This is a genomic window from Pseudomonas sp. GCEP-101 (genome assembly GCF_025133575.1).
In the GTDB taxonomy this organism is placed as follows: domain Bacteria; phylum Pseudomonadota; class Gammaproteobacteria; order Pseudomonadales; family Pseudomonadaceae; genus Pseudomonas; species Pseudomonas nitroreducens_B.
Window position 1 is genome coordinate 1,962,989 of record NZ_CP104011.1, and the last position, 22,159, is coordinate 1,985,147.

Here is a 22,159-nt window from a genome sequence, read left to right on the forward strand (position 1 = left end):
CCTCAGTAGTTCAGGTGCAGCGGCAGGTAGTGGTCCACCAGCAGCGCGATGAACAGCAGGAACAGGTAGGCGATAGAGTACTTGAAGGTCCTGATCGCCGCATGGGGTCGGCTGCCGCAGTAGAGCGCCCAGGCCCAGTCGAGGAAGCGCGCACCAAGCGCCAGCGCGGCGAGCAGGTAGACCAGCCCGGCCATGTGGATGGCGAAGGGCATCAGGGTCACGGCGAACAGCACCAGGGTGTAGAGCAGGATGTGCAGCCTGGTGTAGTGCTCGCCGTGGGTCACCGGCAGCATCGGAATGTCGGCCTTGGCGTACTCGTCCTTGCGGTGTAGGCACAGCGCCCAGAAGTGCGGAGGGGTCCAGGCGAAGATGATCAGCACCAGCAGCAGCGGTTCGGCGGAGACCTGTCCGGTCACGGCGACCCAGCCCAGCAGCGGCGGGGCAGCGCCAGCGAGTCCGCCGATGACGATGTTCTGCGGCGTGGCGCGCTTGAGGAAGCCGGTGTAGAGCGCCGCGTAACCCAGCAGCGAAGCCAGGGTCAGCCAGGCCGTGAGCTCATTGGTGAACACCAGCAGCACTGCCATCCCGGCCACCGACAGCAGCATGGCGAAGCCCAGCGCGACGGGAGGCGAGACCCGTCCCTCGGCCAGCGGACGTTTGTGGGTGCGCGCCATGATCGAGTCGATGCGCCGGTCCACCACGTGGTTCACCGCCGCCGCGCCCCCGGCGCACAGGCCGATGCCGAGGTTGCCGAAGACCAGCACCTGCCAGGGCACGCCGGCCTTGGTCGCGAGCAGCATGCCGATCAGCGAGGTGATCAGCATGAGCAGCACGACCTTGGGTTTGGTCAGTTCGAGCAGGTCGCGCCAGCTGGCGTGGCTGGAAGTGCTGATGACGCTGGCCATGGGCATTTCTCCTGACGTCTTCTAGTGGGACCGGCGCGCCGCGGCGCCGGCCATCGAGCTCAAGCGTGCAGATTCATCCCTGCGAGGGGTAAGCCACCGGGCGCTCCAGGGCGTCCAGGGCCATCGGGCTGCTGGCGGGCAGTTCGACGTGTTTTGCCGCGGGTGCGCGCACCCGGTAGTTCACCAACACCAGCATCAGCAGCAGGAAGGCGCCGCCGCCGTTGTGCGCCACCGCCACCGGGAGCGGCAGGTGCAGCAGCACGTTGCTGATGCCCAGGCCGACCTGGAAGGACAGCCCCAGCAGCATCAGTGCGGTAATGCCGATCAGGCCATGGCGCTGGAGGTTCCAGGCCAGCAGCAGGATCACCGCGGTCACGCCCAGCGCGCCCATGCGGTGAGTCATGTGGATGGCCGTGCGGGCGTCGCTGTCGAGCTGGCCGCCCAGGTAGTTGGGGCCGATGTGCTGGGTGAGGTGGAAGCCGTTGGCGAAGTCCATGTCCGGCCACCACTGTCCATGGCACATCGGCAGGTCGATGCAGGCGACCGCCGCGTAGTTGCTGCTGACCCAGCCGCCGAGGGCGATCTGCCCGATCACCATCAGCAGCGCCAGTGCTGCCAGGGCGCGCAGCTTCGACGGCAGTTGCAGCGGGGCGAAGGCGCCGGACAGGCGCAGGCTGAGCAGGAACAGCAGCGACAGCGTGGTGAAGCCGCCGAGCAGGTGCGCAGTGACGACCTGCGGCCAGAGCTTGAGGGTGACCGTCCACATGCCGAACGCCGCCTGGGCGATCACCACCGCGAGCAGCAGCAGCGGCAGACGCAGCGGTTGGCCGTCGCGGCCGCGCCGCCGCAGCGCGTGCACCGCAAGCCCGAGGATCAGCAGGCCGAGGCTGCCGGCGAAGTAGCGATGGATCATCTCGTTCCAGCCCTTCTGCGCCTCCACCGGCGAGTCGGGGAAATGCATCTCGGCATGGGCCAGCTGCGCCTCGTTCAGCGGTACGTGGGCGAAGCCGTAGCAGCCGGGCCAGTCCGGGCAGCCGAGGCCGGCGTGGGTCAGGCGCGTGTAGGCGCCCAGCAGGATCACCACGAAGGCCAGCGCCGTGGCGAGCACGGCGAGGTAGAAGGCGGGTTTGCGTCTTGCCTGGATCATCCGTCGCTCCCGATCTTGTTGTTGTCGTGGGCTGGCGAGAAAGGCGTCAACCGATGTTCGACAGCTTGAGCAGCAACTGCAGGTCCTTGAGGATCGACTTGCCGTCGGCCTTGGCGTCGTAGCGCAGCACCAGGTTGCCGTGGGGGTCGACGATCCACAGCTGCGGCTGCGCGCCGGTGTGCTGGTTGGGCGCCAGGCCCAGGCGCTGCAGGCGCGGGTAGTCCTTGTCGAGCAGACCGGTGAAGTCGGCCGGCAGCGGCTTGGCGAAGGCGAGCACGTGTTCGGCGCGGCTGGCCTCGCGGCCCAGGCCGATGTTGATCTGGCGCGCCAGGTAGACCAGTTGCTGGCAGTCACTGGCGCAGGCGTCCGGCGCGGTCACCAGCAGTTGCCACCGGTCGCTGGCCTTGTCGTCCTGCACGCCGAGGTCCGCCGGCGTCTGCCCGGTGGCAATCAGGTCGCCGTGGTAGCTGCGGCCTTCCGGCACCCAGAACTGCAGTTTGTACATGGCGGTGGCGAGCAGCATCGGCCCCAGCACCATGCCGAGGATCAGCAGCAGTTGCACGCGGCCGCGGCGGCGGGCGGTGGAGTCAGGCAGGGTCATGGCGGTCATGGTCGAGGGTCTCCCGTGCGCGACGGATGCCGAGGTAGAGGTAGAGGGCGGACAGCGCGATGGCCAGGGCGAACCACTGCACGGCGTAGCCGACGTGGCGCTCCGGCGGCATGGCGACGATCGCCCAGTCGGTGTCGAAGGCGGCGTCGCCCGGCTCCAGGCGGATTTCCAGCGGGCTGCCTTCGCGGCCGAGCTGGTCCCACAGGAACGGCGCATCCACCTCGGTGATCAGCCGCGGCCAGCTGGCCAGAGGGGGGCTCTGACCGGGGGCGGACGGAACGTAGGTCCAGGCGTCCAGCAGCAGGTCGTGAGTGGGTGTCTCGATCTTCGGCGGCACGCGGCGATCGGGCCAGGGCACCCAGCCGCGATTGACCAGCAGCCACTGGTGGCCGACGCGGTCGAAGAAGGGTTGCAGCACCTCGACGCCGGCCTGGCCGTTGCGGGTGCGGTTGTCGAGCAGGGCGGTGTGTTCGGCGTCGAGCTGGCCTTGCAGGCGCACGCGCACGTAGCTGCGTGGCGGCTGGCGTTCGAGCTCGGCGATGCTGATCGGGTCCTGCTGGCGCTGCGCTTCGGCGGCGGCGAGCAGGGTGCGCTTTTCCGCGGCGCGGGATAGTTGCCAGAAGCCCAGGCCGATCAGCACCGGCAGCAGGGCGAGGACCACCAGGGTCGGCGCGATGCCGGGCCGGAAGGCGCGGGTGGCGCGGCCCGGACTGTGATCAGATGCGTGCTGGCTATACTGCAAGACATCCCCCTCAACCCCAGTCCCCTGCGGACAGGAGGCCGGTAGTGCTCAAAGCTGCGATCGTTCTGTTGTTGCTGGCGACCGTCGTCAGCCTGTTCAGTGGCCTGTTCTTCCTGGTCAAGGACGAGGGCCATGGTTCGCGGGTGGTCAACGCACTGACCGTGCGGGTCACCCTTGCCGCCCTGACACTCGCTCTCATCGCCTGGGGCTTCTTCAGCGGCCAACTCGGCAGCTCGGCCCCCTGGCATTTCTAGTTCCGCATTGCTCTTCGTAGGAGCGAGCTTGCTCGCGAATCTTTATCCCTGACGCAATGGCTTCAGGCGGTTCGCGAGCAAGCTCGCTCCTACAGGGTGAGCGCCCTCAAAGCACGTAAACGAAGATGAACAGCCCGATCCACACCACGTCGACGAAGTGCCAGTACCAGCTGGCCGCCTCGAAACCGAAGTGTTTGTCGGCGTCGAAATGCCCGCGGATGATGCGGATCAGCATGATGCTCAGCATGATCGCGCCGATGGTCACGTGGGCGCCGTGGAAGCCGGTGAGCATGAAGAAGGTCGCGCCGTAGATCCCCGAGCCCAGGGTCAGGCCCAGCTCGCTATAGGCCTCGTGGTACTCGTAGGCCTGCAGCACCAGGAAGCACGCGCCCAGCGCCACGGTCGCCGCCAGCCACAGCTTCAGCGGGCCGCGGTGGTTCTTCTTCAGCGCGTGGTGGGCGAAGGTCACGGTGAAGCTGGAGGTGACCAGCAGCAGGGTGTTGATCAGCGGCAGCTTCCACGGATCGATCACTTCCTTGGGCGGCGGGAACAGCTTGTTGTCCGGGTTGTTCAGCTGCGGCCAGCCGGTTTCGAACTGCGGCCAGAGCATGTGCGAGATGCCGTGGTGGCCCTCGCCGCCCAGCCACGGGTTGACGAAGTGGCGCACGTAGAACAGCGCGCCGAAGAAGGCGGCGAAGAACATCACTTCGGAGAAGATGAACCAGCTCATGCCCCAGCGGAAGGAGCGGTCCATCTGCGGGCTGTAGAGCCCGCCGCGGCTTTCCTTGATGACGTTGCCGAACCAGCCGAACAGCATGTACGCCAGGATCAGCCCGCCGGCGAAGAAGATCCAGGGGCCGTGGGAATGGTCCTTGCCGGCGCTCATGTCGTTCATCCAGGTGCCGACGCCGAACATCGTCACCAGCATGCCGATGGTGGCGATGATCGGCCACTTGCTCTGCGCGGGGACGTAATAGGGATCGTGGGTTGCCATCTCTCTTGTTCTCCTTTGCCCTTCAGCGCTCGTTACTGGCCACGGGTGGCTTGCGGGCAGTGATGTCGAACAGCGTGTAAGCCAGCGTCAGGTGACGCACATCCTTGGGCAGGTCGCGGTCGACGATGAAGCGCACCGGCATTTCGATGCGCTCGCCCGGCTGCAGCACCTGCTGGGTAAAGCAGAAGCATTCGGTCTTGTGGAAGTAGGTGGCCGCCACCGATGGCGCGATGCTCGGGATCGCCTGGGCGGTCATCGGCTTGTCGGTGGGGTTGCGGGCGACGAACAGCATCTGGTTCACCGCGCCCGGATGCACCACCAGTTGCTCGGCCTCGGGGTGGAACTCCCAGACCATGTCGATGTTGTTGTTGGCGACGAACTGGATCTTCACCTCGCGCGACTGATCGACCACCTGGCCGTCGCCCTGGTAGGCGCTGCCGGAGGTCTTGCCGTTGATGCCCAGTGCCTTGCACATCACGTCATACAGCGGCACCAGGGCGAAGCCGAAGGCGAACATGGCGACCACGGCAATGACCAGCCGGGTCACCAGCTTGCGCGTTTCGATGTTGCCGTCGCTCATGGGTCGGTTCCTCAACCTGTAGGAGCGAGCTTGCTCGCGAATCGCTTGATGCCTTGGGCTCCTGGGAGACCCGTTCGCGAGCAAGCTCGCTCCTACACGTTCGTGCTTACTTCACTTCCGGAGGCGTGGTGAAGGTGTGGTAGGGCGCCGGCGAGGGAATGGTCCATTCCAGGCCTTCCGCGCCGTCCCACGGTTTGGCCGGTGCCGGCTTGCCGCCTTTGATGCACTTGATGACGATGAACAGGAACAAGAGCTGCGTGGTGCCGAACATGAAGGCGCCGATGGACGAGACCATGTTGAAGTCGGCGAACTGCAGGTTGTAGTCCGGAATCCGCCGCGGCATGCCGGCCAGACCGACGAAGTGCATCGGGAAGAACGCCAGGTTCATGCCGATGAAGCTCATCCAGAAATGCAGCTTGCCCAGGGTCTCGTCGTACATGTGGCCGGTCCACTTCGGCAGCCAGTAGTAGGCCGAGGCGAAGATGCCGAAGATCGCGCCGGGCACCAGCACGTAGTGGAAGTGCGCCACCACGAAGTAGGTGTCCTGGTACTGGAAGTCCGCCGGGGCGATGGCCAGCATCAGGCCGGAGAAGCCGCCGATGGTGAACAGGATGACGAAGGCCACGGCGAACAGCATCGGCGTCTCGAAGGTCAGCGAGCCCTGCCACATGGTCGACGCCCAGTTGAACACCTTCACCCCGGTGGGCACGGCGATCAGCATCGTCGCGTACATGAAGAACAGCTCGCCCACCAGCGGGATGCCCACCACGAACATGTGGTGCGCCCATACCACGAAGGACAGGAAGGCGATCGAGGCGGTGGCGTAGACCATCGAGGTGTAGCCGAACAGCGGTTTGCGGCTGAAGGCCGGGATGATCGAGCTGACGGCACCGAACGCCGGCAGGATCATGATGTACACCTCGGGGTGGCCGAAGAACCAGAACACGTGCTGGAACAGCACCGGGTCGCCGCCGCCGGCCGCGCTGAAGAAGCTGGTGCCGAAGTGGATGTCCATCAGCATCATCGTCACGCACCCCGCCAGCACCGGCATCACCGCGATCAGCAGGAAGGCGGTGATCAGCCAGGTCCAGACGAACAGCGGCATCTTCATCAGCGTCATGCCCGGGGCGCGCAGGTTGAGGATGGTGGCGATCACGTTGATCGCGCCCATGATCGAACTCATGCCCATCAGGTGGATGGCGAAGATGAAGAAGGTCACGCTGTGCGGCGCGAAGGTGGTGGAGAGCGGCGCGTAGAAGGTCCAGCCGAAGTTCGGGCCGCCGCCAGGCATGAACAGGGTGCTCACCAGCAGGCCGAAGGCCGCCGGCAGCAGCCAGAAGCTGAAGTTGTTCATGCGCGGCAGGGCCATGTCCGGCGCGCCGATCATCAGCGGCACCATCCAGTTGGCCAGGCCGACGAAGGCCGGCATCACCGCGCCGAAGACCATCACCAGGCCGTGCATGGTGGTCATCTGGTTGAAGAACGCCGGCTCGACGATCTGCAGGCCCGGCTGGAACAGCTCGGCGCGGATCACCATGGCGAAGGAACCGCCGAGCAGGAAGGCGCAGAAACTGAACCACAGGTACAGCGTGCCGATGTCCTTGTGGTTGGTGGTCAGAACCCAGCGCATCAGGCCCTTGGCGGGGCCGTGGTGGTGGTCGCCGGCGTGAGAATGGTCGGGGTGATCGATCACGGTACTCATCGCGGCCTCCTTATTGTTGTTTCTGCTTGTAGGCGACCACCTCTTGCGGGGTCACCATGTCGCCGTCGTTGTTGCCCCAGGCGTTGCGCTCGTAGGTGATCACCGCGGCGATGTCGACCTCCGAGAGCTGCTTGCCGAAGGCCGCCATGGCCGTGCCCGGGACGCCGTTGAACACGGTCTCCAGGTGGTGCTCCTTGGGCCCGGTGACGATCTTCGAGCCCTTGAGCGCCGGGAACATCGGCGGCATGCCCTGGCCTTCAGGCTGGTGACAGGCGGCGCAGATGGTGTGGTAGACCTTGTCGCCGCGGGCGACCAGCTCTTCCTTCGTCCATTCCTTGCTGGTCAGCTCCTTGAGCTTGGCGGCCTCTTCCTTGCGCTCGGCCAGCCACTTGTCGAAGTCCGGCTTGGACTTCACATCCACCACGATGGGCATGAAGCCGTGGTCCTTGCCGCACAGTTCGGCGCACTGGCCGCGGTAGATGCCGGGCTGGTCGACCTTCGTCCAGGCCTCGTTGACGAAGCCGGGGATGGCGTCGCGCTTGACCGCGAAGGCCGGCACCCACCAGGAGTGGATCACGTCGCTGGAGGTGACCAGGAAGCGCACCTTGACCCCGGCCGGCAGCACCAGCGGGTTGTCCACCTCCAGCAGGTAGTGCTCGTCCTTGTCGGCCTTGTTGTGGATCTGGTCCTGCGGCGTGGCGAGGTTGGAGAAGAACTCCACGTCCTGGCCCAGGTACTTGTACTGCCACTTCCACTGGTAGCCGGTGACCTGCACGTCCAGCTCGGGCTCCGAGGTGTCGTACATGTGGATCAGCGTCTTGGTGGCCGGGACGGCCATCACCACCAGGATCAGGAAGGGAATGACGGTCCAGAGGATTTCCACCGTGGTGCTCTCGTGGAAATGCGCGGGCTGCTGCCCGGTGGACCGGCGGTGGACGATCATCGACCAGAACATCGCGCCGAAGACGACGATGCCGATGACCACGCAGATCCAGAAGATCGTCATGTGCAGATCGAAAACGTTACGGCTGACTTCCGTCGCACCGGGGGCCATGTTGACCGTCCAGGCGGCGTTTGCCTGACTGAAAGCCAAGAGCAAAAGGAAGCCCATCCAGACTCGTGGATGTCGCAGCATTCGGGTTCCCCTTATCGTTGTTTTTATCCCGCCGGCATAGCGCCCTGGCTGCAAACCCCATTGCAGAGGGTTCGAGCCTGAACAAGCCAACGGCCAAGGGAGTGACCGCCAAGACAACTTACTTTGACGTCGTACCTCGGCAGCACGCAGGGCAGGCCGGGTCCATCAGGTTTTCGGTGTGTCGAAGCGGAGTATAGCCAGGGGTTGCGACATAACAACGCAGAGTAAAAACCCTGTTTGAAAGACCGAAGTGCGATCTCAAAGCCACGGATGACGCGGGTTTGAGGTACCATGCTGGCGGTCTGATATGCCCCGTCGGCATAACCAGTTCATGAATATGACAATCGCGTCTTAGCTACGCCCGAGGTGCGGCTAAGGTGTTTCTTCACTTTCCAAACCCGCTGTCTTGGAGCTGTCATGAACACCGCTGCACTGCGTGAGCTGATCCGGAACGCCCATCTGCTCGAATCCCGCCACGGCCACCTTGCCCGCCTGATCCAGAGCCAACTGCAAAGCCTGCACAAAAGCATCGCCCTGGCCGGCGAGGACCCCAGCGGTACGCTGACACGCTTCGTCCATGCCTATATCGAGCAGGTGCCGGACTTCCTCGACGCCGCCAACGCGGTGGCCCGCGCCGCCGGCATCGAAGACCGCATCAAGCCGGTGCTCAAGCTCGCCGAGCAGTTCTTCCTCACTCCGCCCGCGCTGCTCGACGGCCACGATGGCCTGGATGCGCTGCTGGACGAGGCGTACCTCGCCCATCGCCTGGTGGAAGAGGTGAACGACCGCTACATTGCCCACTTCAACCAGCCGCTGATCCCGCTGGACACCACGGTGGCCAACCTGGTGGCGCACCAGCTGATCGGCGAGCCCTTCGCCAACCAGCTGGACGAGGCGGTGCACCACGCGGTCAACGGCATGCTCGACGACAGCACCTTCAGTGCCGAATCCGCCGTCAGCTACCGCGCACGCCTCAACGACCCGCAGGTGGTCATGGCCTGGCAGCAGTGGCCGTGCCTGTCGCGGCAGTTCGGCGTCGAGCTGGAACTGGGCCGCGACTGAGGCTCAGCCCGCGCCCTGCAACGCGCGCACCCGCCCCTCCACGCGGCGGCGCAGGCCGTTGCCCTCGATGGATAGCCGGCAGCCGCTGGCCGCGGCGCTGCGGCCCCAGTCTTCCAGCAGCTCCATGCAGGCGTGGTCGATGTAGCTCAGGTGCTGCAGCGGCACGCGCAGGTGCGTGCCCGGCTTCACCGACTGCAGCGCCTGGGACAGCGCCGGCACCTTGAGGAAGGTCGCCGCGCCCACCAGGCGCAGTTCGGCGCCGTCGCCGGTGTCGTCGTAGCGCAGGTTGATCTTCAGCCGGGCGGCCTTGAACACCAGTTTCAGCACCGTCAGCGCAAAGCCCAGCAGCACGCCGGTCAGCAGGTCGGTGGCGACGATGGCCAGCGCCGTTGCCGCGTGCACCAGCATTGGCATCCGGCCGTAGCGGCCCAGCGAGCGCAGCGCCTTCAGGTCCACCAGCTTGATGCCGGTGTAGACCAGCACGCCGGCCAGGCTGGCAATCGGGATCTGCCGCAGCAGCCCGCCCAGCAGCACGACGAACGCCAGCAGCCACAGGCCATGGAAGATCGCCGACGCGCGGCTGCGCGCGCCGGCCTGCACGTTGGCCGAGCTGCGCACGATCACCCCGGTCATCGGCAGCGCGCCGACCAGCCCGCAGAGCATGTTGCCCACGCCCTGGGCGCTCAGCTCGCGGTCCATGTCCGAGCGCGGGCCGTTGTGCATGCGGTCCACCGCGGCGGCCGAGAGCAGCGTTTCGGCACTGGCGATGAAGGCGACCACCACGGCGGCCAACAGCAGCGTCGGGTCGAGCAGGGCGGCCAGGTCGCCCGGGCGGACCCAGTCGATGGCGTCGCCGAGGTTCTGCGGCACGCTCACCCGCAGCACGTCCAGCTGCAGCGCGATGCTCGCCAGGGTCGCCAGGCTCACCCCGATCAGCGCGCCGGGCAGCATGCGCAGCCGGCTCGGCTTGAAGCGGTCCCACAGTGCCATGCAGGCCATGGTGCCCAGCCCGAGCAGCGCCGCATCGAAGCCGCTGGCTTCGGACAGCAGCGCGGAGGGGAACGCCAGCAGGTTATCCAGCCCGGACGCCTGCGGCTTGAGGTCGAGCATCACGTGCACCTGCGACAGCACGATGAGAATGCCGATGCCCGCGAGCATGCCGTACACCACCGCTGGCGAGGTGACGCGAAACCAGCAGCCCAGGCGCAGGCGTCCGGCCAGCAACTGCAATGCGCCGGCCAGCAGCAGGATCGGCCCGAGCATGGCCATGCCATGGGCGCGCACCAGTTCGAAGACGAGCACCGCAAGGCCCGCCGCCGGGCCGCTGACCTGTAGCGGGGAGCCGGCGAGGAAGCCGACCACCAGGCCGCCGATGATGCCGGTGACCAGGCCCTTGGCCGGCGGCATGCCCGAGGCGATGGCGATGCCCATGCACAGCGGCAGGGCGACGAGGAACACCACCACCGACGCGAGCAGGTCGCGCGGCAGCACGTGGCGCAGCTGGGAAAAAGCGGATGGAACAGAGTGGGAGGCCGACATGGCGCTGTTCTCCTTCGAGCATTTTTCGGGCGCGCGAATGCCCACGACGCTGGTCTCGACCGCATCGACACGCGCAATTCAAGGGATGGCGAACGCGGTGGGGCGTACGCCTCAGGCAGGGATCAAGTGAGGAACGGAGCGCGGCGTTTGTTCTGGCGGGCCGCCGCGCCCCGGGATTACTGCAACGGGTGGCTTACTGCGGGGAGTAGCGAGCGCGGGGCGTCGCGCTGGGCGTCGGGCCTTCGCCGTCGAGGGCGCGGAAGCGGCCTTCCTGGGCGTCGTAGGCCTTGATGGCGCTGGTCTCGATGTCATACACCCAGCCGTGGATGAACAGCTGGCCGGAAGCCAGGCGCGCAGCCACCGACGGGTGGGTCTTCAGGTGGTCCAGCTGGGCCACGACGTTTTCCTCGGTGAGCACGCCCAGGTGTTCCTGGGTGGCGCAACCGCAGGTCTGGGCGACCACGGTGCGGGCCACTTCGGCGTGGCGCAGCCAGGCTTTTACTGTCGGCATGCCTTCCAGGGTCTGCGGTGCCAGCACCGCCTTCATCGCGCCGCAGTCGGAGTGGCCGCAGACGATGATGTGCTGCACGCCCAGCGCCATGACGGCGAACTCGATGGCGGTGGATACGCCGCCGTTCATCTGGCCGTAGGGCGGCACCACGTTGCCGACGTTGCGGGTCACGAACAGGTCGCCCGGCGAGCTCTGGGTGATCAGCTCGGGAACGATGCGCGAGTCGGCGCAGGTAATGAACATGGCGCGCGGGTTCTGCGCGTGGGCCAGCTTCTTGAACAGCTCTTCCTGTTGCGGGAAGACCTCATGGCGGAACTGGCGGAAGCCCTCGACGATATGGCGCAGCGCCTCGTCAGCGGACTCGTGGGCGTGATCCTCACCGTGCGTTTTGTCGTTCATGTATCAGCCTCGAAGAATGACGAAGAATTTTCCCACGTCAGCCGACGCTCTCCCCAGGGAGAAAAGGCACAGGCGTGGGAAAAAATCTGTCGTGACCGGTTAGTCACTTTGTGTTCAAACCCTAGCCAACGAAGATTAAACCAAAATTAAAAAACCGCTCTGGAATGAGCTTTTGCACGATGTTTCACCGACATTCCACGATGATATCGGCAAGCTATCATGGCAAATCGATGTTGCGATGATGCTATCCCGCGGGTCGAAATATCATACAAGACAGCCGCGTGAAGGCTGTCAGAACAGGCTCATCTGACTGCGCGGTGGCGCGAAGGCCGTGCAGTCCAGGCCGAAATCGCCGCGCCGGTTCAGGCCCAGGCGGCGCAACGCGACCTCGAAGCGCTTGGCCAGCAGTTCGGCGAACGGGCCCTCGCCGCGGAAGCGGTGGCCGAAGCGGCTGTCGTAGATTTCCCCGCCGCGCACCTGGCGGATCAGGCTCATCACATGGCTCGCCCGTTGCGGGTAGTGCGCCGCCAGCCATTCCTCGAACAACGGCCCGACCTCCCGCGGCAGGCGCAGCATCATGTAGTTGGCGCTCTGCGCGCCGGCGTCGTGGGCGGCCTCGAGCAGCGCTTCCAGCTCGCGGTCGTTGACCATCGGGATCATCGGCGAGCACAGCACGCCCACCGGGATGCCGTGTTCGCGCATCACGCGAATCGCCCGCAAGCGTGCGGACGGTGCGGCGGCGCGGGGTTCGAGGATGCGTTTCAACTCGTCGTCCAGGGTGGTCAGGCTGATCATCACTGCCACCAGCCGGTGCTGCGCCAGTTCGGCCAGCAGGTCCAGGTCACGCAGGATCAGCGAACCCTTGGTGACGATGGTCACCGGGTGGCGGAAGCGCAGCAGTACCTCGAGTATCTGCCGGGTCAGCCGCTGCTGGCGCTCGATGGGCTGGTAGGGGTCGGTATTGGCCCCCAGGTTGATCGGCGCACAGACGTAGCCCTTGCGGCTCAACTCCTCTTCGAGCACCTCGGCGGCATTGGTCTTGGCGATCAGCCTGGTCTCGAAATCCAGCCCTGGCGACAGGTCCCAGTAGGCATGGCTGGGCCGCGCATAGCAGTAGATGCAGCCATGCTCGCAGCCCCGATAGGGGTTGATGGAGCGGTCGAAAGGCAGGTCCGGCGACTGGTTGCGCGAGATCACCGTCTTCGCCCGCTCCGTGCGGATTTCGGTCACCTGGGGCTTGGGTACCTCGTCGTACCAGTCGTTATCCACAGGCTCCGAGGTGGTTGGCGCGAAGCGGTTGTGCGGATTGCTGGCGGTGCCCCGGCCGCGGGGTGGAAGGGACGTGCTCATGTGGGAAGGCTCTGAAGAAATACTGTATATGAATACAGTAATCCACGGAGTTTTCCACAGCCAGCACTAACTGCTCAGCGGTGTGATTCGCCACTGTCTGTAGGAGCGAGCTTGCTCGCGAACAGTGCCAGCCGGCAGCTCCCGCGCGGGTCGGTTCGCGAGCAAGCTCGCTCCTACAGGGTGGAACCTACAGCAGCCGGGTGAACAGCCAGTACAGCCCGGCCGCCAGACCGATGGCTGCCGGCAGGGTCAGCACCCAGGCCAGCAGCATGTTGCGGATGGTCGGCCATTGCAGGCCGCTGCCGTTGGCGGCCATGGTGCCGGCCACGCCGGAGGAGAGCACCTGGGTCGTCGAGACCGGCAGGCCGAAGCCATCCGCCGCGCCGATGGTGAGCATGGCCACCAGTTGCGCCGAGGCGCCCTGTGCATAGGTCAGCGGCGTCTTGCCGATGCCCTCGCCCACCGTGGTGACGATGCGCCGCCAGCCCACCAGCGTGCCCAGGCCCAGCGCCAGCGCCACGGCGACCTTCACCCACACCGGGATGAAGCGGATGGTTCGGTCGGCTTCCGCCCGCAGCGCCTGCAGGCTGCTCCAGGTTTCCAGCTCGAAGCGCTGGCCGCTGCGGTCCAGCAGGCGGATGGTTTCCAGGCTGAGGTAGAGGTCGTTGCGCAGGTCTTTCACGTCCTCGGCGGGCACCTTGTCCAGCTGCCCGTAGCGTGCCAGGCGTACGCCGACATCGCCGATCACCCGGCCCAGCGATGGCAGCAGGTCCGGCCGCACCACCTCGTCGTCCTGGTAGCTCAGCAGCGCCGCGCGCGGGTCCGCGGCGGGGCTGCCGCCGCTGCGCTGCAGTTGCGCCTGGGCGGCATGGGTGAGGGCCAGCAACTGGCGGGTCTGTTCCGGCGAGTGCGCGCGATCCACCGCGAACGCCAGGGGAACGGTGGCGATCAGGATCAGCATGATCAGGCCGATGCCCTTCTGCCCGTCGTTGGAGCCATGGGCGAACGACACGCCGGTACAGGTCAGGATGAGGATCGCGCGAATCCACCGGGGCGGCGGCGTGCGGCCCTCCGGCGCGTGGAACAGCGCGCGGTTGCGGATGCTCGCGCTGGCGACCCGCAGCAGCACGAAGGCGGCGAAGAAGCCCACCACCGGCGAGAGGAACAGCGCATAGCCCACCGTCAACAGTTGCGACCAAGCGTTGCCGGACAGCCCGATGTGCCCGGCCATGGCGCCGTGGGCCAAGCCGATGCCGACGATGGAGCCGATCAGCGTGTGCGAGGAGGACACCGGCAAGCCCAGCCACCAGGTGCCGAGGTTCCACAGGATCGAGGCGATCAGCAGGGCGAAGATCATCGCCAGGCCCGCGCTGCTGTCCACCTTGAGCAGCAGGTCCAGCGGCAGCAGCGAGACGATGGCGAAGGCCACCGCGCCGCTGGAAAAGAGCACGCCGAGGAAATTCCACACCCCCGACCAGGCCACGGCAAAACGCGGCGGCAGGGCGTTGGTGTAGATCACCGTGGCCACCGCATTGGCGGTGTCGTGGAAGCCGTTGATGAACTCGAAGCCCAGGGCGATCAGCAGCGTGACCCCCAGTACCAGCATCGGCCAGCCCGGCTCCAGATGCGTGCCGCTGGCGCGGATGTCGTGCCCCAGCGCCGTGAAGGTGAACACCAGCGCAGCGGCCAGCAGCACGAAGAAGGTCAGTCGCCCCTTGAAGCCGTGGGTCTCGCGCAGCACGGGGCTGATGGGGAACTGCGTCAGGCGCGAGGCGCGCATCACCTCGAGCATGCCAAAGCGGTCAAGCACAGGAGGGCTTCCTTGGGGTCAATGGCGGCATCGGGCGGATTCCTTGCGGCGATGCCCTACAGACTAGCCGGCCATGGAGATCATGGGTTCATCGGGCGAGTGGGGGCAGGGACGAGTCCTGCCGATGGGCAGTGGCCTTCCTTGCGCGCAGTTTCGGAACTCGCGGCTCGGCGCCGTACCAGCTTCGATGGCTCAGCGCCGGTCCTGCGCCGCGCTATACACCTCGCCACGTTCGCGTTTGCCAACCGCAACGACGGCAATCACCACGCGCTCATCCTCGACGCGATAGACCAGACGGTAGCCTGCCGAGCGCAGCTTGATCTTGTAGTGGTCCGCCAGCCCGTGCAGGGCGTCGGCCGGTACGCGAGGTTCTTCCAGGCGCTCGGCGAGTTTGCGTTTGAATTGCTCCCGCACCGTATGGCCCAGCTTGCGCCACTCCTTCAGCGCGGCGGGGAGAAACTCCAGCTCATAGGTCATCGAGCGATACCGGGATGCCTTTTTCTCCCAGTCGCGAGCGGGCGATTTCCGCCAGCTCCAGGTCTTCCAGGCGCTCCAGGATCGACTCGAACAGCTCCGCCGGCACCATGTAGCCCATCACCTTGTTGTGGTTGAGCACCGCCACCGGCTCGCCACCGGATTCCGCCAGCACGGCGGAGGGGTTCTTCTTCAGTTCCGAGACGCTGACGGCCGTACTGGCAAGTAGATTCTGCATGGAAAAAGCTCCAAATAATGTCCGGAATTCTGGTCATTATAGGGGCCGCCGGCAAGAGCGAATCGGCGGAAACAGAAATGCCCCGGCAAGCCGGGGCATTTTCCGTGCGTCACCCGGGCGTTATTCCTGCGGCTTCTTCAGTTTCGGATTGGGGAAGAACTGCACCCCCTGCACCTTCGGGTCCTTGGGCTTGTCCAGGGCGCTGGTGTTAACGCGGGTGGACAGTTCCTTGGGCACCGACTGGCCCTGGGCGTTGAGCGTGTCGGCGTAGCCGCAGGCGACGCATTCGCGGTGCGGTACGCCGTCGACGTCCCACATCACGATCTTGTCCTGCTCGCTGCACGCCGGGCAGACGGCCCCGGCGATGAAGCGCTTCTTCACCTCGCTCATCAGGCGGCCTCCTCGGTCAGGCCCGAGTGGCGCAGCAGGGCGTCGATGGACGGCTCGCGGCCACGGAAAGCCACGAACAGCGCCATCGGCTCCTGGGAGCCGCCCTTGGCCAGGATCGCCTCGCGGAAAGCCGCGCCGGTCGCCGGGTTGAGCACGCCTTCTTCCTCGAAGCGGGAGAACGCGTCGGCGGACAGCACCTCGGCCCACTTGTAGCTGTAGTAACCGGCCGCGTAACCGCCGGCGAAGATGTGCGCGAAGCTGTTGGCGAAGCGGTTGTACGCCGGCGGGCGCATCACCGCGACTTCATCGCGGATCGCCTCGATCACGTCGAGCACGCTGCGGCCGTCGCCGTGGGTGGCGTGCAGCTCGAAGTCGAACAGCGAGAATTCCAGCTGGCGCACCATCATCAGGCCGGACTGGAAGTTCTTCGCGGCGAGCATCTTCTCCAGCAGGTCCTGGGGCAGCGCCGCGCCGGTCTCGTAGTGGCCGGAGATCAACGCCAGGCCCTCGGGCTCCCAGCACCAGTTCTCCATGAACTGGCTCGGCAGCTCCACCGCGTCCCAGGCCACGCCGTTGATGCCCGAGGCGCCGGCGTGCTCGACGCGGGTCAGCAGGTGGTGCAGGCCGTGGCCGAATTCGTGGAACAGCGTGGTGACTTCATCGTGGGTCAGCAGCGCCGGCTTGCCACCGACCGCCGGGGTGAAGTTGCACACCAGGTACGCCACCGGCGATTGCAGCTCGCCACCGGCGGTGCGGCGACGGTCGCGGGCGCCGTCCATCCACGCGCCGCCGCGCTTGTTGGCGCGGGCGTAGAGGTCGAAATAGAAGCGGCCGACGTGCTGGCCGTTTTCCTCGATCTCAAACAGGCGCACGTCCGGGTGCCAGCGCTCGAAGTCGCTCAGCTCGCGGATCTGGATGCCGTAGAGCTTCTGCACGATGGCGAACAGGCCGGAGAGCACCTTGTCGATCGGGAAGTATTCGCGCAGGGCTTCCTGGGACACGCTGTAGCGCGCTTCGCGCAGCTTCTCGCCGAAGTAGCTGGCATCCCAGCTGGACAGGTTCGGACAACCCTGCTCGGCCGCGTAGGCCTTGAGCTGCGCAAGGTCCTGGGCGGCGAAGGGCTTGCTGCGCACGGCCAGGTCGCGCAGGAAGTGCAGGACCTGCTCGGGGGTCTCGGCCATCTTGGTGGCCAGGGACAGCTCGGCGAAGTTGGCAAAGCCCAGCAGGCGCGACAGTTCCTGGCGCAGGTCGAGGATTTCCTGCATCACCGGGCCGTTGTCGTTCTGCCCGGCGTTCGGGCCCTGGTCGGAGGCGCGGGTGCAGTACGCGGCGTAGACCTCTTCGCGCAGGGCGCGGTCTTCGGCATAGGTCATCACCGCATAGTAGCTGGGGAATTCCAGGGTGATCAGCCAGCCGTCCAGCTCCTTGGCCTGGGCGGCCTGCTGCATCTGCGCCTTGGCCGATTCGGTGAGGCCGGCCAGCGCCGCTTCGTCGGTGATGTGCTTGGTCCAGGCCTGGGTGGCGTCCAGCAACTGGTTGGAGAAGCGGCTGCCCAACTCGGACAGGCGCGTCTGGATCTCGGCGTAGCGCTGCTGCTGCTCAGCCGGCAGGTCGATACCCGACAGGCGGAAGTCGCGCAGGGCGTGTTCGAGGATGGTCTTCTGCGCCACGTCGAAGTCCTTCGACTCGGGGCTTCCGGCCAGCGCCTCGTAGGCCTTGAACAGCTCGCGGTTCTGGCCCAGTTCGGTCCAGTAGGCGGACAGCAGCGGCAGGCAGCCTTCGTAGGCCTCGCGCAGCTCGGCGCTGTTGCACACCGCGTTGAGGTGGCTGACCGGGCTCCAGGCCTTGCCCAGGCGGTCATGCAGTTCGTCCATGCTCAGCACCAGGCCGGCCCAGGTCGGGGTGCCGTTCTGCTGGGCGAGGATGCGCGCGATGGCGGCGCGGTTGTCGGCGAGGATCTGCTCGATGGCCGGCTTCACGTGCTCGGGGCGAATGGAGGAGAAGGGCGGCAGGTCGTAGCTCTGCAGAAGGGGATTCGCGCTCACGGTGGCACCTTGGCTGAAGAAACACCCGGCCATCTTAAATACAATCGGCGTCAACCGCAGCTTGAGGACGACTATCGTGACGATTCGAACCTATCAGGGCAAAACGCCATCCCTCGGCGAGCGCGTCTTCGTCGACGCCAGCGCCGTGGTCATCGGCGACGTGGAGATCGGCGCGGACAGCTCGGTGTGGCCGCTGGTGGTGATCCGCGGCGACATGCACCGCATCCGCATCGGCGCGCGCACCAGCGTGCAGGACGGCAGCGTGCTGCACATCACCCACGCCGGCCCCTTCAACCCGGACGGCTTCCCGCTGACCATCGGCGACGAGGTGACCATCGGCCACAAGGTGCTGCTGCACGGCTGCACCATCGGCAGCCGCATCCTGGTGGGCATGGGCTCCATCGTCATGGATGGCGCGGTGATCGAGGACGAAGTGATCCTCGGCGCCGGCAGCCTGGTGCCGCCGGGCAAGACACTGGAGAGCGGCTTCCTCTACGTCGGCAGCCCGGTGAAGAAGGCCCGGCCGCTGACCGACAAGGAGCGCGCGTTCTTCAGCTATACCGCGGGGAACTACGTGAAGCTGAAGGACCAGCACCTCGCCGAGGGTTACGCGGGCTGAGTAAGTCCGCCTTTTCGGGCGGTTCGCGAGCAAGCTCGCTCCTACGAAAAGCGGGCATATCCCTGTAGGAGCGAGCTTGCTCGCGAACCATCACCTCCACCGATGTCCGATGGCGGATAACGCTAGAGGCGTTATGCGCCCTACATCGAGGCCGGCCCGCCAGACGGCCTGCCGTGCCGAACCTCGCGCCCTATACTGAGCCGAGGTGACCGGACGCCAGCGCGTGCCCGGCCGGGTTCAGCAGCGGGCGGCCCGCCACAGCGGCGCCGCCGAGCCGGCGAGCGGCCATGAACAGTCTGTGCTCTCCCAGCGCCACCGCTTCGCCCTGGCGGAGTGGTGGTGTCATTGCCCTGCTCCTGTTGGCGCTGGGCGGCTGCGCCCATCACCCGGCCCAGCCCGCCGCCCCCCTCACCGAAGCCACCTGGCACCAGGTCGACGCCGATATCGGCGCCGCGTCGCTGGCCGCCACCTCCCAGGCCCGCGCCTACGCCGAAGAGGCCATGCAGCAGTGGATGGACCTGGTCTACCAGCGCACCGACGAGAAATTCATCCCCTGGTTCTCCAGCTACTGGACCCAGGAATGGCTGAGCATGAAGGTCGCCTGGTACAAGATGGGTGCCCATGGCGACCTCGATCCCACGGTCGACAAGCTGGCTGCCTACCTGCAGGAGCAATACCGCAAGCAGGTGCTGGTTCCGGTGGCCAAACAGGTCGACCCAGACGCGGTGATGGAAAAGGCCACCCGACACTACATCGAGTTGCTGAGCGTGGCGGTGAAGGCAATCCCCCAGCGTCGCGGCATCCCGCAGAAGGCCTTCGACGAACACCTGATGGGCATCCCGGCGATTGCCCTCGGCCCGCCCGCCAGCCGCGATGCGTCGCTCTACGACGTGGTGTACGCCAGGGACATCGGCAAGCTGCCGGCCTTCGCCGCGCTGATGCAGGACATCCGCACGGCGGCGGGCAAGGCGGGCGCCGGCACCAAGGTCAGCGGCGTGTCACCGGTGGCGCAGCGCACCAGCGCCAAGCTCGTCCACGAGTTGCGCAACCGCAGCATCGCCGGCGTGGTGGCGAGCGCGGCGGGCAAGGTCGCCGGCTCGGTGATCTCGGTGGCCTTCACGCTGTTCAGCATGGCCGGCAACGACCACGAGCGGCCCGAGGTGGAAACCCAGCTGCGCAAGGAGATCAACGCCGCCTTCGATGAACAGTGGCTGGCGCTGATGCGTGACCCCGAAGGTGGGGTCATGGCCGGCGTCGACCACCTCGGCGCCCGCGTGCAGCAGAGCCTCACCGGCCGCCTGGCGCAGCCGCAGGACGAACCCGAGGAGGATGAAGTCCGCACCTTTGGCGCCGGCGAGGCCGAGCCGGTCAGCGCCAGCGGCGGATTCCGCGTGCTCCGGCAGGGACAGGGCTCGGCGCCCTGAGCCGGTCATTCGGCGACTCGTGTTTCGCGCCCGCTGCCGGGGGGCGTATCCTTCCCGCCCGACTTTCGCGGCCGGACGCTGACCCCATGCACTACCAGAACATCCTCTTCGACCTCGACGGCACCCTCACCGACCCACGCGAGGGCATCACCCGTTCGATCCAGTACGCCCTTGCCCAGCTGGGTATCGACGAACCCGACCTGCGCCAGCTCGAACACTTCATCGGCCCGCCGCTGCTGCAGTGCTTCATGAGCACCTACGACTTCGACGAGGCGCGCGCCTGGGAAGCGGTGAACCACTACCGCGTGCGCTTCAAGGACACCGGCTTGTACGAGAACAAGGTGTTCGACGGGGTTGCCGAGCTGCTGCATTTGCTCGGCGACCAGGGTCGCACGCTGTACATCTGCACCAGCAAGCCGACGGTGTTCGCCGCGGAAATCGCCCGCCACTTCGACTTCGCCCGGCACTTCAAGGTGATCTACGGCAGCGAGCTGGATGGCACGCGCACCAACAAGGTCGAGCTGATCGAGCACCTGCTGGGCATCGAACAGCTCGATCCTGCGCAGACGCTGATGATCGGCGACCGCAAGCACGACCTGATCGGTGCGCACCGCAATGGGCTGTCCGCGGCGGGTGTCGGCTATGGCTTCGGCAGCCGCGACGAGCTGATGGCGGAACGACCGGCGCACTACTTCGCGAGCCTGGACGAGCTGCGCGCGGCGTTTGCCTGACGCTCGTCGACTGGGATGGGTTCGCGAGCAAGCTCGCTCCTACAGGGTGCGTGCGCTCTTCGTAGGAGCGAGCTTGCTCGCGAACCTGACAGCGTACACCCTCATCCCACAACCGCAGGGCGCATAACGCGCCAGCGTTATCCGCCGTCATGGCATCGGCGGATAACCCGTTCCGGGTTATGCGCCCTACGAGCTCCCTCCGGGAGAGGGTAGGGGTGAGGGGCTCTTGATCTTGTAGGAGCGGATTCATCCGCGAACCGGCCGACAGGCCGGTGCCCGTTGGATGGCAATCGCGGACGGAGTCCGCTCCTACGCAGCGGGGCAAACCGCGTGGCGAATCAGCCGCGCAACCACTCCGCCAGCCGCCCCAGCATGTCATCGCACCGGGCCAACTGCTCCAGGCTGACGAACTCGTCCGGCTTGTGGCCCTGGTCCATGCTGCCCGGGCCGCAGACCACGGTGGGAATGCCGGCCTGGTGGAACAGCCCGCCCTCGGTGCCATAGGCGACGGTGGTGAAATCCCGCGAACCGGTGAGCTGCGCGATCAGCTCGGCCGCCTGGGTCTGCTGGTCGGTCACCAGTGCCGGGTAGGCGGAAATCTCGCTGAAGCGGATATCCGTCTCGGCTTTTACCGCACGCATCTTCGGTAGCAGCTCGGCTTCGGCGAAGGCGCGCAGGTCCTCGGCGACCTGTTGCGGGTCGTCGCTGGGCAGCGCGCGCACTTCGAAATCGAACTGGCATTCGGCGGGCACGATGTTCAGTGCGCGGCCGCCGCTGATCACGCCGGTCTGCACGGTGGAGTAGGGCGGGTCGAAGCGCGGGTCATGGCGCTCGGGAGCGGCCAGGCGGGTGCCGATCTCGCCGAGGCGGCCGATCAGCTTCGCCGCGTATTCGATGGCATTCACCCCCTGCGGCGCATAGGCCGAGTGGCACGGCGCGCCGTGCACCTGGCAGCGCATGGCGAGCTTGCCCTTGTGGCCAAGCACCGGCTTCAGCTCGGTGGGTTCGCCGATGATGCACAGGATCGGCTTGTGCTCGCGGTGCTCCAGCGCGGCGAGCAGCGAACGCACGCCCAGGCAGCCGACTTCCTCGTCGTAGGAGAAGGCCAGGTGCACCGGCAGGCGCAGCGGCTGGGCGAGGAACGCCGGCACCGCCGCCAGCACGCAGGCGATGTAGCCCTTCATGTCCGCCGTGCCACGGCCGTAGAGGCGGCCGTCGCGTTCGGTCAGTTCGAACGGCGGCACCGTCCACGGCTGGCCGTCGGTGGGCACCACGTCGGTGTGGCCGGACAGGCACACGCCGCCGCGATCCTGCGGACCGAGCGTGGCGTAGAGATTGGCCTTGCCGCCCTCGGCATCGTGGAACAGCTCGCAGGCTACGCCGAAGCCTGCGAGGTAGTCGCGGATGTAGTGGATCAGCGCCAGGTTGGAGTGGCGGCTGACGGTGTTGAAGGCGATCAGGTCGGCGAGGATGTCACGGCTGGTGGGCATGGTTGGGT

General features: G+C 66.5%; 23 protein-coding genes. 6 read left to right on the forward strand and 17 right to left on the reverse strand.

Translation table 11 applies throughout. From position 1 onward, the window contains the following. Positions 1–2 precede the first annotated feature (2 nt). The 4 genes from cyoE to N0B71_RS08850 form a co-directional block, all read right to left on the reverse strand. A complete protein-coding gene (gene cyoE, locus N0B71_RS08835; RefSeq protein ID WP_259758386.1) occupies positions 3–905 on the reverse strand; it encodes a heme o synthase in 903 nt (300 codons plus the stop codon). A 73-nt stretch (positions 906–978) separates the two neighbouring features. After that, positions 979–2,052: a COX15/CtaA family protein gene (locus N0B71_RS08840; RefSeq protein ID WP_259758387.1), complete on the reverse strand. Its 1,074-nt coding sequence runs from the start codon at positions 2,050–2,052 to the stop codon at positions 979–981. Between the two features lie 46 nt (positions 2,053–2,098). Beyond that, positions 2,099–2,662: a hypothetical protein gene (locus N0B71_RS08845; protein ID WP_259758388.1), complete on the reverse strand. Its 564-nt coding sequence runs from the start codon at positions 2,660–2,662 to the stop codon at positions 2,099–2,101. Further along, positions 2,640–3,404 carry an SURF1 family protein gene (locus N0B71_RS08850; protein ID WP_259758389.1) on the reverse strand — a complete coding sequence of 255 codons (765 nt, stop codon included), beginning with the start codon at positions 3,402–3,404 and terminating at the stop codon, positions 2,640–2,642. The genes N0B71_RS08845 and N0B71_RS08850 overlap by 23 nt, the downstream gene beginning before the upstream one ends. A gap of 44 nt (positions 3,405–3,448) precedes the next feature. Here N0B71_RS08850 and N0B71_RS08855 point away from each other — a divergent pair, with 44 nt between their 5' ends. Then, positions 3,449–3,658, forward strand: coding sequence for a twin transmembrane helix small protein (locus N0B71_RS08855; protein WP_259758390.1), 210 nt, complete (start codon positions 3,449–3,451; stop codon positions 3,656–3,658). 106 nt (positions 3,659–3,764) lie between these two features. On the opposite strand, the gene N0B71_RS08860 is transcribed toward N0B71_RS08855, so the two are convergent. From N0B71_RS08860 to coxB, 4 genes are all read right to left on the reverse strand, one after another. Then, entirely contained in the window at positions 3,765–4,652 is an 888-nt protein-coding gene (locus N0B71_RS08860; protein WP_259758391.1) for a cytochrome c oxidase subunit 3, read from the reverse strand. Between the two features lie 22 nt (positions 4,653–4,674). Beyond that, complete coding sequence (locus tag N0B71_RS08865) at positions 4,675–5,232, reverse strand: cytochrome c oxidase assembly protein (protein WP_017517727.1); 558 nt, start codon at positions 5,230–5,232, stop codon at positions 4,675–4,677. A gap of 106 nt (positions 5,233–5,338) precedes the next feature. Further along, on the reverse strand, positions 5,339–6,934 hold the full coding sequence (ctaD, locus tag N0B71_RS08870; protein WP_017517728.1) for a cytochrome c oxidase subunit I: 1,596 nt from the start codon (positions 6,932–6,934) through the stop codon (positions 5,339–5,341). Between the two features lie 10 nt (positions 6,935–6,944). Then, positions 6,945–8,069 (reverse strand): cytochrome c oxidase subunit II, encoded by a 1,125-nt coding sequence (gene coxB / locus N0B71_RS08875; protein WP_259758392.1) that lies wholly within the window; start codon positions 8,067–8,069, stop codon positions 6,945–6,947. Positions 8,070–8,486: 417 nt separating this feature from the next. On the opposite strand from coxB, the gene N0B71_RS08880 reads away from it, so the two are divergent. Next, positions 8,487–9,131, forward strand: a complete 645-nt coding sequence (locus N0B71_RS08880) for a hypothetical protein (RefSeq protein ID WP_259758393.1) — start codon at positions 8,487–8,489, stop codon at positions 9,129–9,131. 3 nt (positions 9,132–9,134) lie between these two features. Here the strand turns inward: N0B71_RS08880 and N0B71_RS08885 are convergent, their stop codons facing one another. Next, on the reverse strand, positions 9,135–10,670 hold the full coding sequence (locus tag N0B71_RS08885; protein ID WP_259758395.1) for a SulP family inorganic anion transporter: 1,536 nt from the start codon (positions 10,668–10,670) through the stop codon (positions 9,135–9,137). Here N0B71_RS08885 and N0B71_RS08890 point away from each other — a divergent pair. Then, the gene (locus tag N0B71_RS08890) at positions 10,669–10,800 is read left to right on the forward strand and encodes a hypothetical protein (protein ID WP_259758396.1); all 132 of its coding nucleotides are present in this window, start codon (positions 10,669–10,671) and stop codon (positions 10,798–10,800) included. The two genes, N0B71_RS08885 and N0B71_RS08890, sit on opposite strands and share 2 nt — an antisense overlap. Positions 10,801–10,863: 63 nt before the next feature. On the opposite strand, the gene N0B71_RS08895 is transcribed toward N0B71_RS08890, so the two are convergent. The 7 genes from N0B71_RS08895 to prlC form a co-directional block, all read right to left on the reverse strand. After that, positions 10,864–11,580, reverse strand: coding sequence for a carbonic anhydrase (locus N0B71_RS08895; protein ID WP_259758397.1), 717 nt, complete (start codon positions 11,578–11,580; stop codon positions 10,864–10,866). A gap of 291 nt (positions 11,581–11,871) precedes the next feature. Next, positions 11,872–12,930 carry a PA0069 family radical SAM protein gene (locus tag N0B71_RS08900; RefSeq protein ID WP_259758399.1) on the reverse strand — a complete coding sequence of 353 codons (1,059 nt, stop codon included), beginning with the start codon at positions 12,928–12,930 and terminating at the stop codon, positions 11,872–11,874. Positions 12,931–13,117: 187 nt separating this feature from the next. Next, positions 13,118–14,722, reverse strand: a complete 1,605-nt coding sequence (locus N0B71_RS08905; protein WP_442964673.1) for an inorganic phosphate transporter — start codon at positions 14,720–14,722, stop codon at positions 13,118–13,120. Positions 14,723–14,932: 210 nt separating this feature from the next. After that, on the reverse strand, positions 14,933–15,217 hold the full coding sequence (locus N0B71_RS08910; RefSeq protein ID WP_259758401.1) for a type II toxin-antitoxin system RelE family toxin: 285 nt from the start codon (positions 15,215–15,217) through the stop codon (positions 14,933–14,935). Continuing rightward, positions 15,207–15,452: a type II toxin-antitoxin system Phd/YefM family antitoxin gene (locus N0B71_RS08915; protein ID WP_259758403.1), complete on the reverse strand. Its 246-nt coding sequence runs from the start codon at positions 15,450–15,452 to the stop codon at positions 15,207–15,209. Before N0B71_RS08915 ends, N0B71_RS08910 begins: the two co-directional genes overlap by 11 nt. Before the next feature lie 120 nt (positions 15,453–15,572). Beyond that, positions 15,573–15,842 (reverse strand): YheV family putative zinc ribbon protein, encoded by a 270-nt coding sequence (locus tag N0B71_RS08920; RefSeq protein ID WP_259758404.1) that lies wholly within the window; start codon positions 15,840–15,842, stop codon positions 15,573–15,575. Beyond that, positions 15,842–17,887, reverse strand: a complete 2,046-nt coding sequence (gene prlC / locus N0B71_RS08925; RefSeq protein WP_259758405.1) for an oligopeptidase A — start codon at positions 17,885–17,887, stop codon at positions 15,842–15,844. The genes N0B71_RS08920 and prlC overlap by 1 nt, the downstream gene beginning before the upstream one ends. Positions 17,888–17,963: 76 nt before the next feature. Here prlC and N0B71_RS08930 point away from each other — a divergent pair, with 76 nt between their 5' ends. The 3 genes from N0B71_RS08930 (at position 17,964) to N0B71_RS08940 (ending at position 20,661) form a co-directional block, all read left to right on the forward strand. Next, complete coding sequence (locus tag N0B71_RS08930) at positions 17,964–18,506, forward strand: gamma carbonic anhydrase family protein (RefSeq protein ID WP_259758406.1); 543 nt, start codon at positions 17,964–17,966, stop codon at positions 18,504–18,506. A 287-nt stretch (positions 18,507–18,793) separates the two neighbouring features. Continuing rightward, positions 18,794–19,930, forward strand: coding sequence for a hypothetical protein (locus tag N0B71_RS08935; protein WP_259758407.1), 1,137 nt, complete (start codon positions 18,794–18,796; stop codon positions 19,928–19,930). Between the two features lie 86 nt (positions 19,931–20,016). After that, the gene (locus N0B71_RS08940) at positions 20,017–20,661 is read left to right on the forward strand and encodes an HAD family hydrolase (protein WP_259758408.1); all 645 of its coding nucleotides are present in this window, start codon (positions 20,017–20,019) and stop codon (positions 20,659–20,661) included. A gap of 338 nt (positions 20,662–20,999) precedes the next feature. Here N0B71_RS08940 and argE read toward each other — a convergent pair whose 3' ends face one another. Then, entirely contained in the window at positions 21,000–22,151 is a 1,152-nt protein-coding gene (gene argE / locus N0B71_RS08945; RefSeq protein WP_259758409.1) for an acetylornithine deacetylase, read from the reverse strand. Positions 22,152–22,159 lie beyond the last annotated feature (8 nt).

Excerpts from the sequence above, each read along its gene's own strand:
- N0B71_RS08860 (WP_259758391.1), bottom strand. The coding sequence starts at position 4,652 with ATGGCAACCCACGATCCCTATTACGTCCCCGCGCAGAGCAAGTGGCCG.
- N0B71_RS08915 (WP_259758403.1), bottom strand. The coding sequence starts at position 15,452 with ATGCAGAATCTACTTGCCAGTACGGCCGTCAGCGTCTCGGAACTGAAG.
- N0B71_RS08845 (WP_259758388.1), bottom strand. The coding sequence starts at position 2,662 with ATGACCGCCATGACCCTGCCTGACTCCACCGCCCGCCGCCGCGGCCGC.
- cyoE (WP_259758386.1), bottom strand. The coding sequence starts at position 905 with ATGGCCAGCGTCATCAGCACTTCCAGCCACGCCAGCTGGCGCGACCTG.
- N0B71_RS08880 (WP_259758393.1), top strand. The coding sequence starts at position 8,487 with ATGAACACCGCTGCACTGCGTGAGCTGATCCGGAACGCCCATCTGCTC.
- coxB (WP_259758392.1), bottom strand. The coding sequence starts at position 8,069 with ATGCTGCGACATCCACGAGTCTGGATGGGCTTCCTTTTGCTCTTGGCT.
- N0B71_RS08840 (WP_259758387.1), bottom strand. The coding sequence starts at position 2,052 with ATGATCCAGGCAAGACGCAAACCCGCCTTCTACCTCGCCGTGCTCGCC.
- N0B71_RS08920 (WP_259758404.1), bottom strand. The coding sequence starts at position 15,842 with ATGAGCGAGGTGAAGAAGCGCTTCATCGCCGGGGCCGTCTGCCCGGCG.
- ctaD (WP_017517728.1), bottom strand. The coding sequence starts at position 6,934 with ATGAGTACCGTGATCGATCACCCCGACCATTCTCACGCCGGCGACCAC.
- N0B71_RS08865 (WP_017517727.1), bottom strand. The coding sequence starts at position 5,232 with ATGAGCGACGGCAACATCGAAACGCGCAAGCTGGTGACCCGGCTGGTC.
- N0B71_RS08940 (WP_259758408.1), top strand. The coding sequence starts at position 20,017 with ATGCACTACCAGAACATCCTCTTCGACCTCGACGGCACCCTCACCGAC.
- N0B71_RS08910 (WP_259758401.1), bottom strand. The coding sequence starts at position 15,217 with ATGACCTATGAGCTGGAGTTTCTCCCCGCCGCGCTGAAGGAGTGGCGC.
- N0B71_RS08885 (WP_259758395.1), bottom strand. The coding sequence starts at position 10,670 with ATGTCGGCCTCCCACTCTGTTCCATCCGCTTTTTCCCAGCTGCGCCAC.
- argE (WP_259758409.1), bottom strand. The coding sequence starts at position 22,151 with ATGCCCACCAGCCGTGACATCCTCGCCGACCTGATCGCCTTCAACACC.
- N0B71_RS08905 (WP_442964673.1), bottom strand. The coding sequence starts at position 14,722 with ATGCTCGAGGTGATGCGCGCCTCGCGCCTGACGCAGTTCCCCATCAGC.
- N0B71_RS08900 (WP_259758399.1), bottom strand. The coding sequence starts at position 12,930 with ATGAGCACGTCCCTTCCACCCCGCGGCCGGGGCACCGCCAGCAATCCG.
- N0B71_RS08895 (WP_259758397.1), bottom strand. The coding sequence starts at position 11,580 with ATGAACGACAAAACGCACGGTGAGGATCACGCCCACGAGTCCGCTGAC.
- N0B71_RS08935 (WP_259758407.1), top strand. The coding sequence starts at position 18,794 with ATGAACAGTCTGTGCTCTCCCAGCGCCACCGCTTCGCCCTGGCGGAGT.
- N0B71_RS08890 (WP_259758396.1), top strand. The coding sequence starts at position 10,669 with ATGGCGCTGTTCTCCTTCGAGCATTTTTCGGGCGCGCGAATGCCCACG.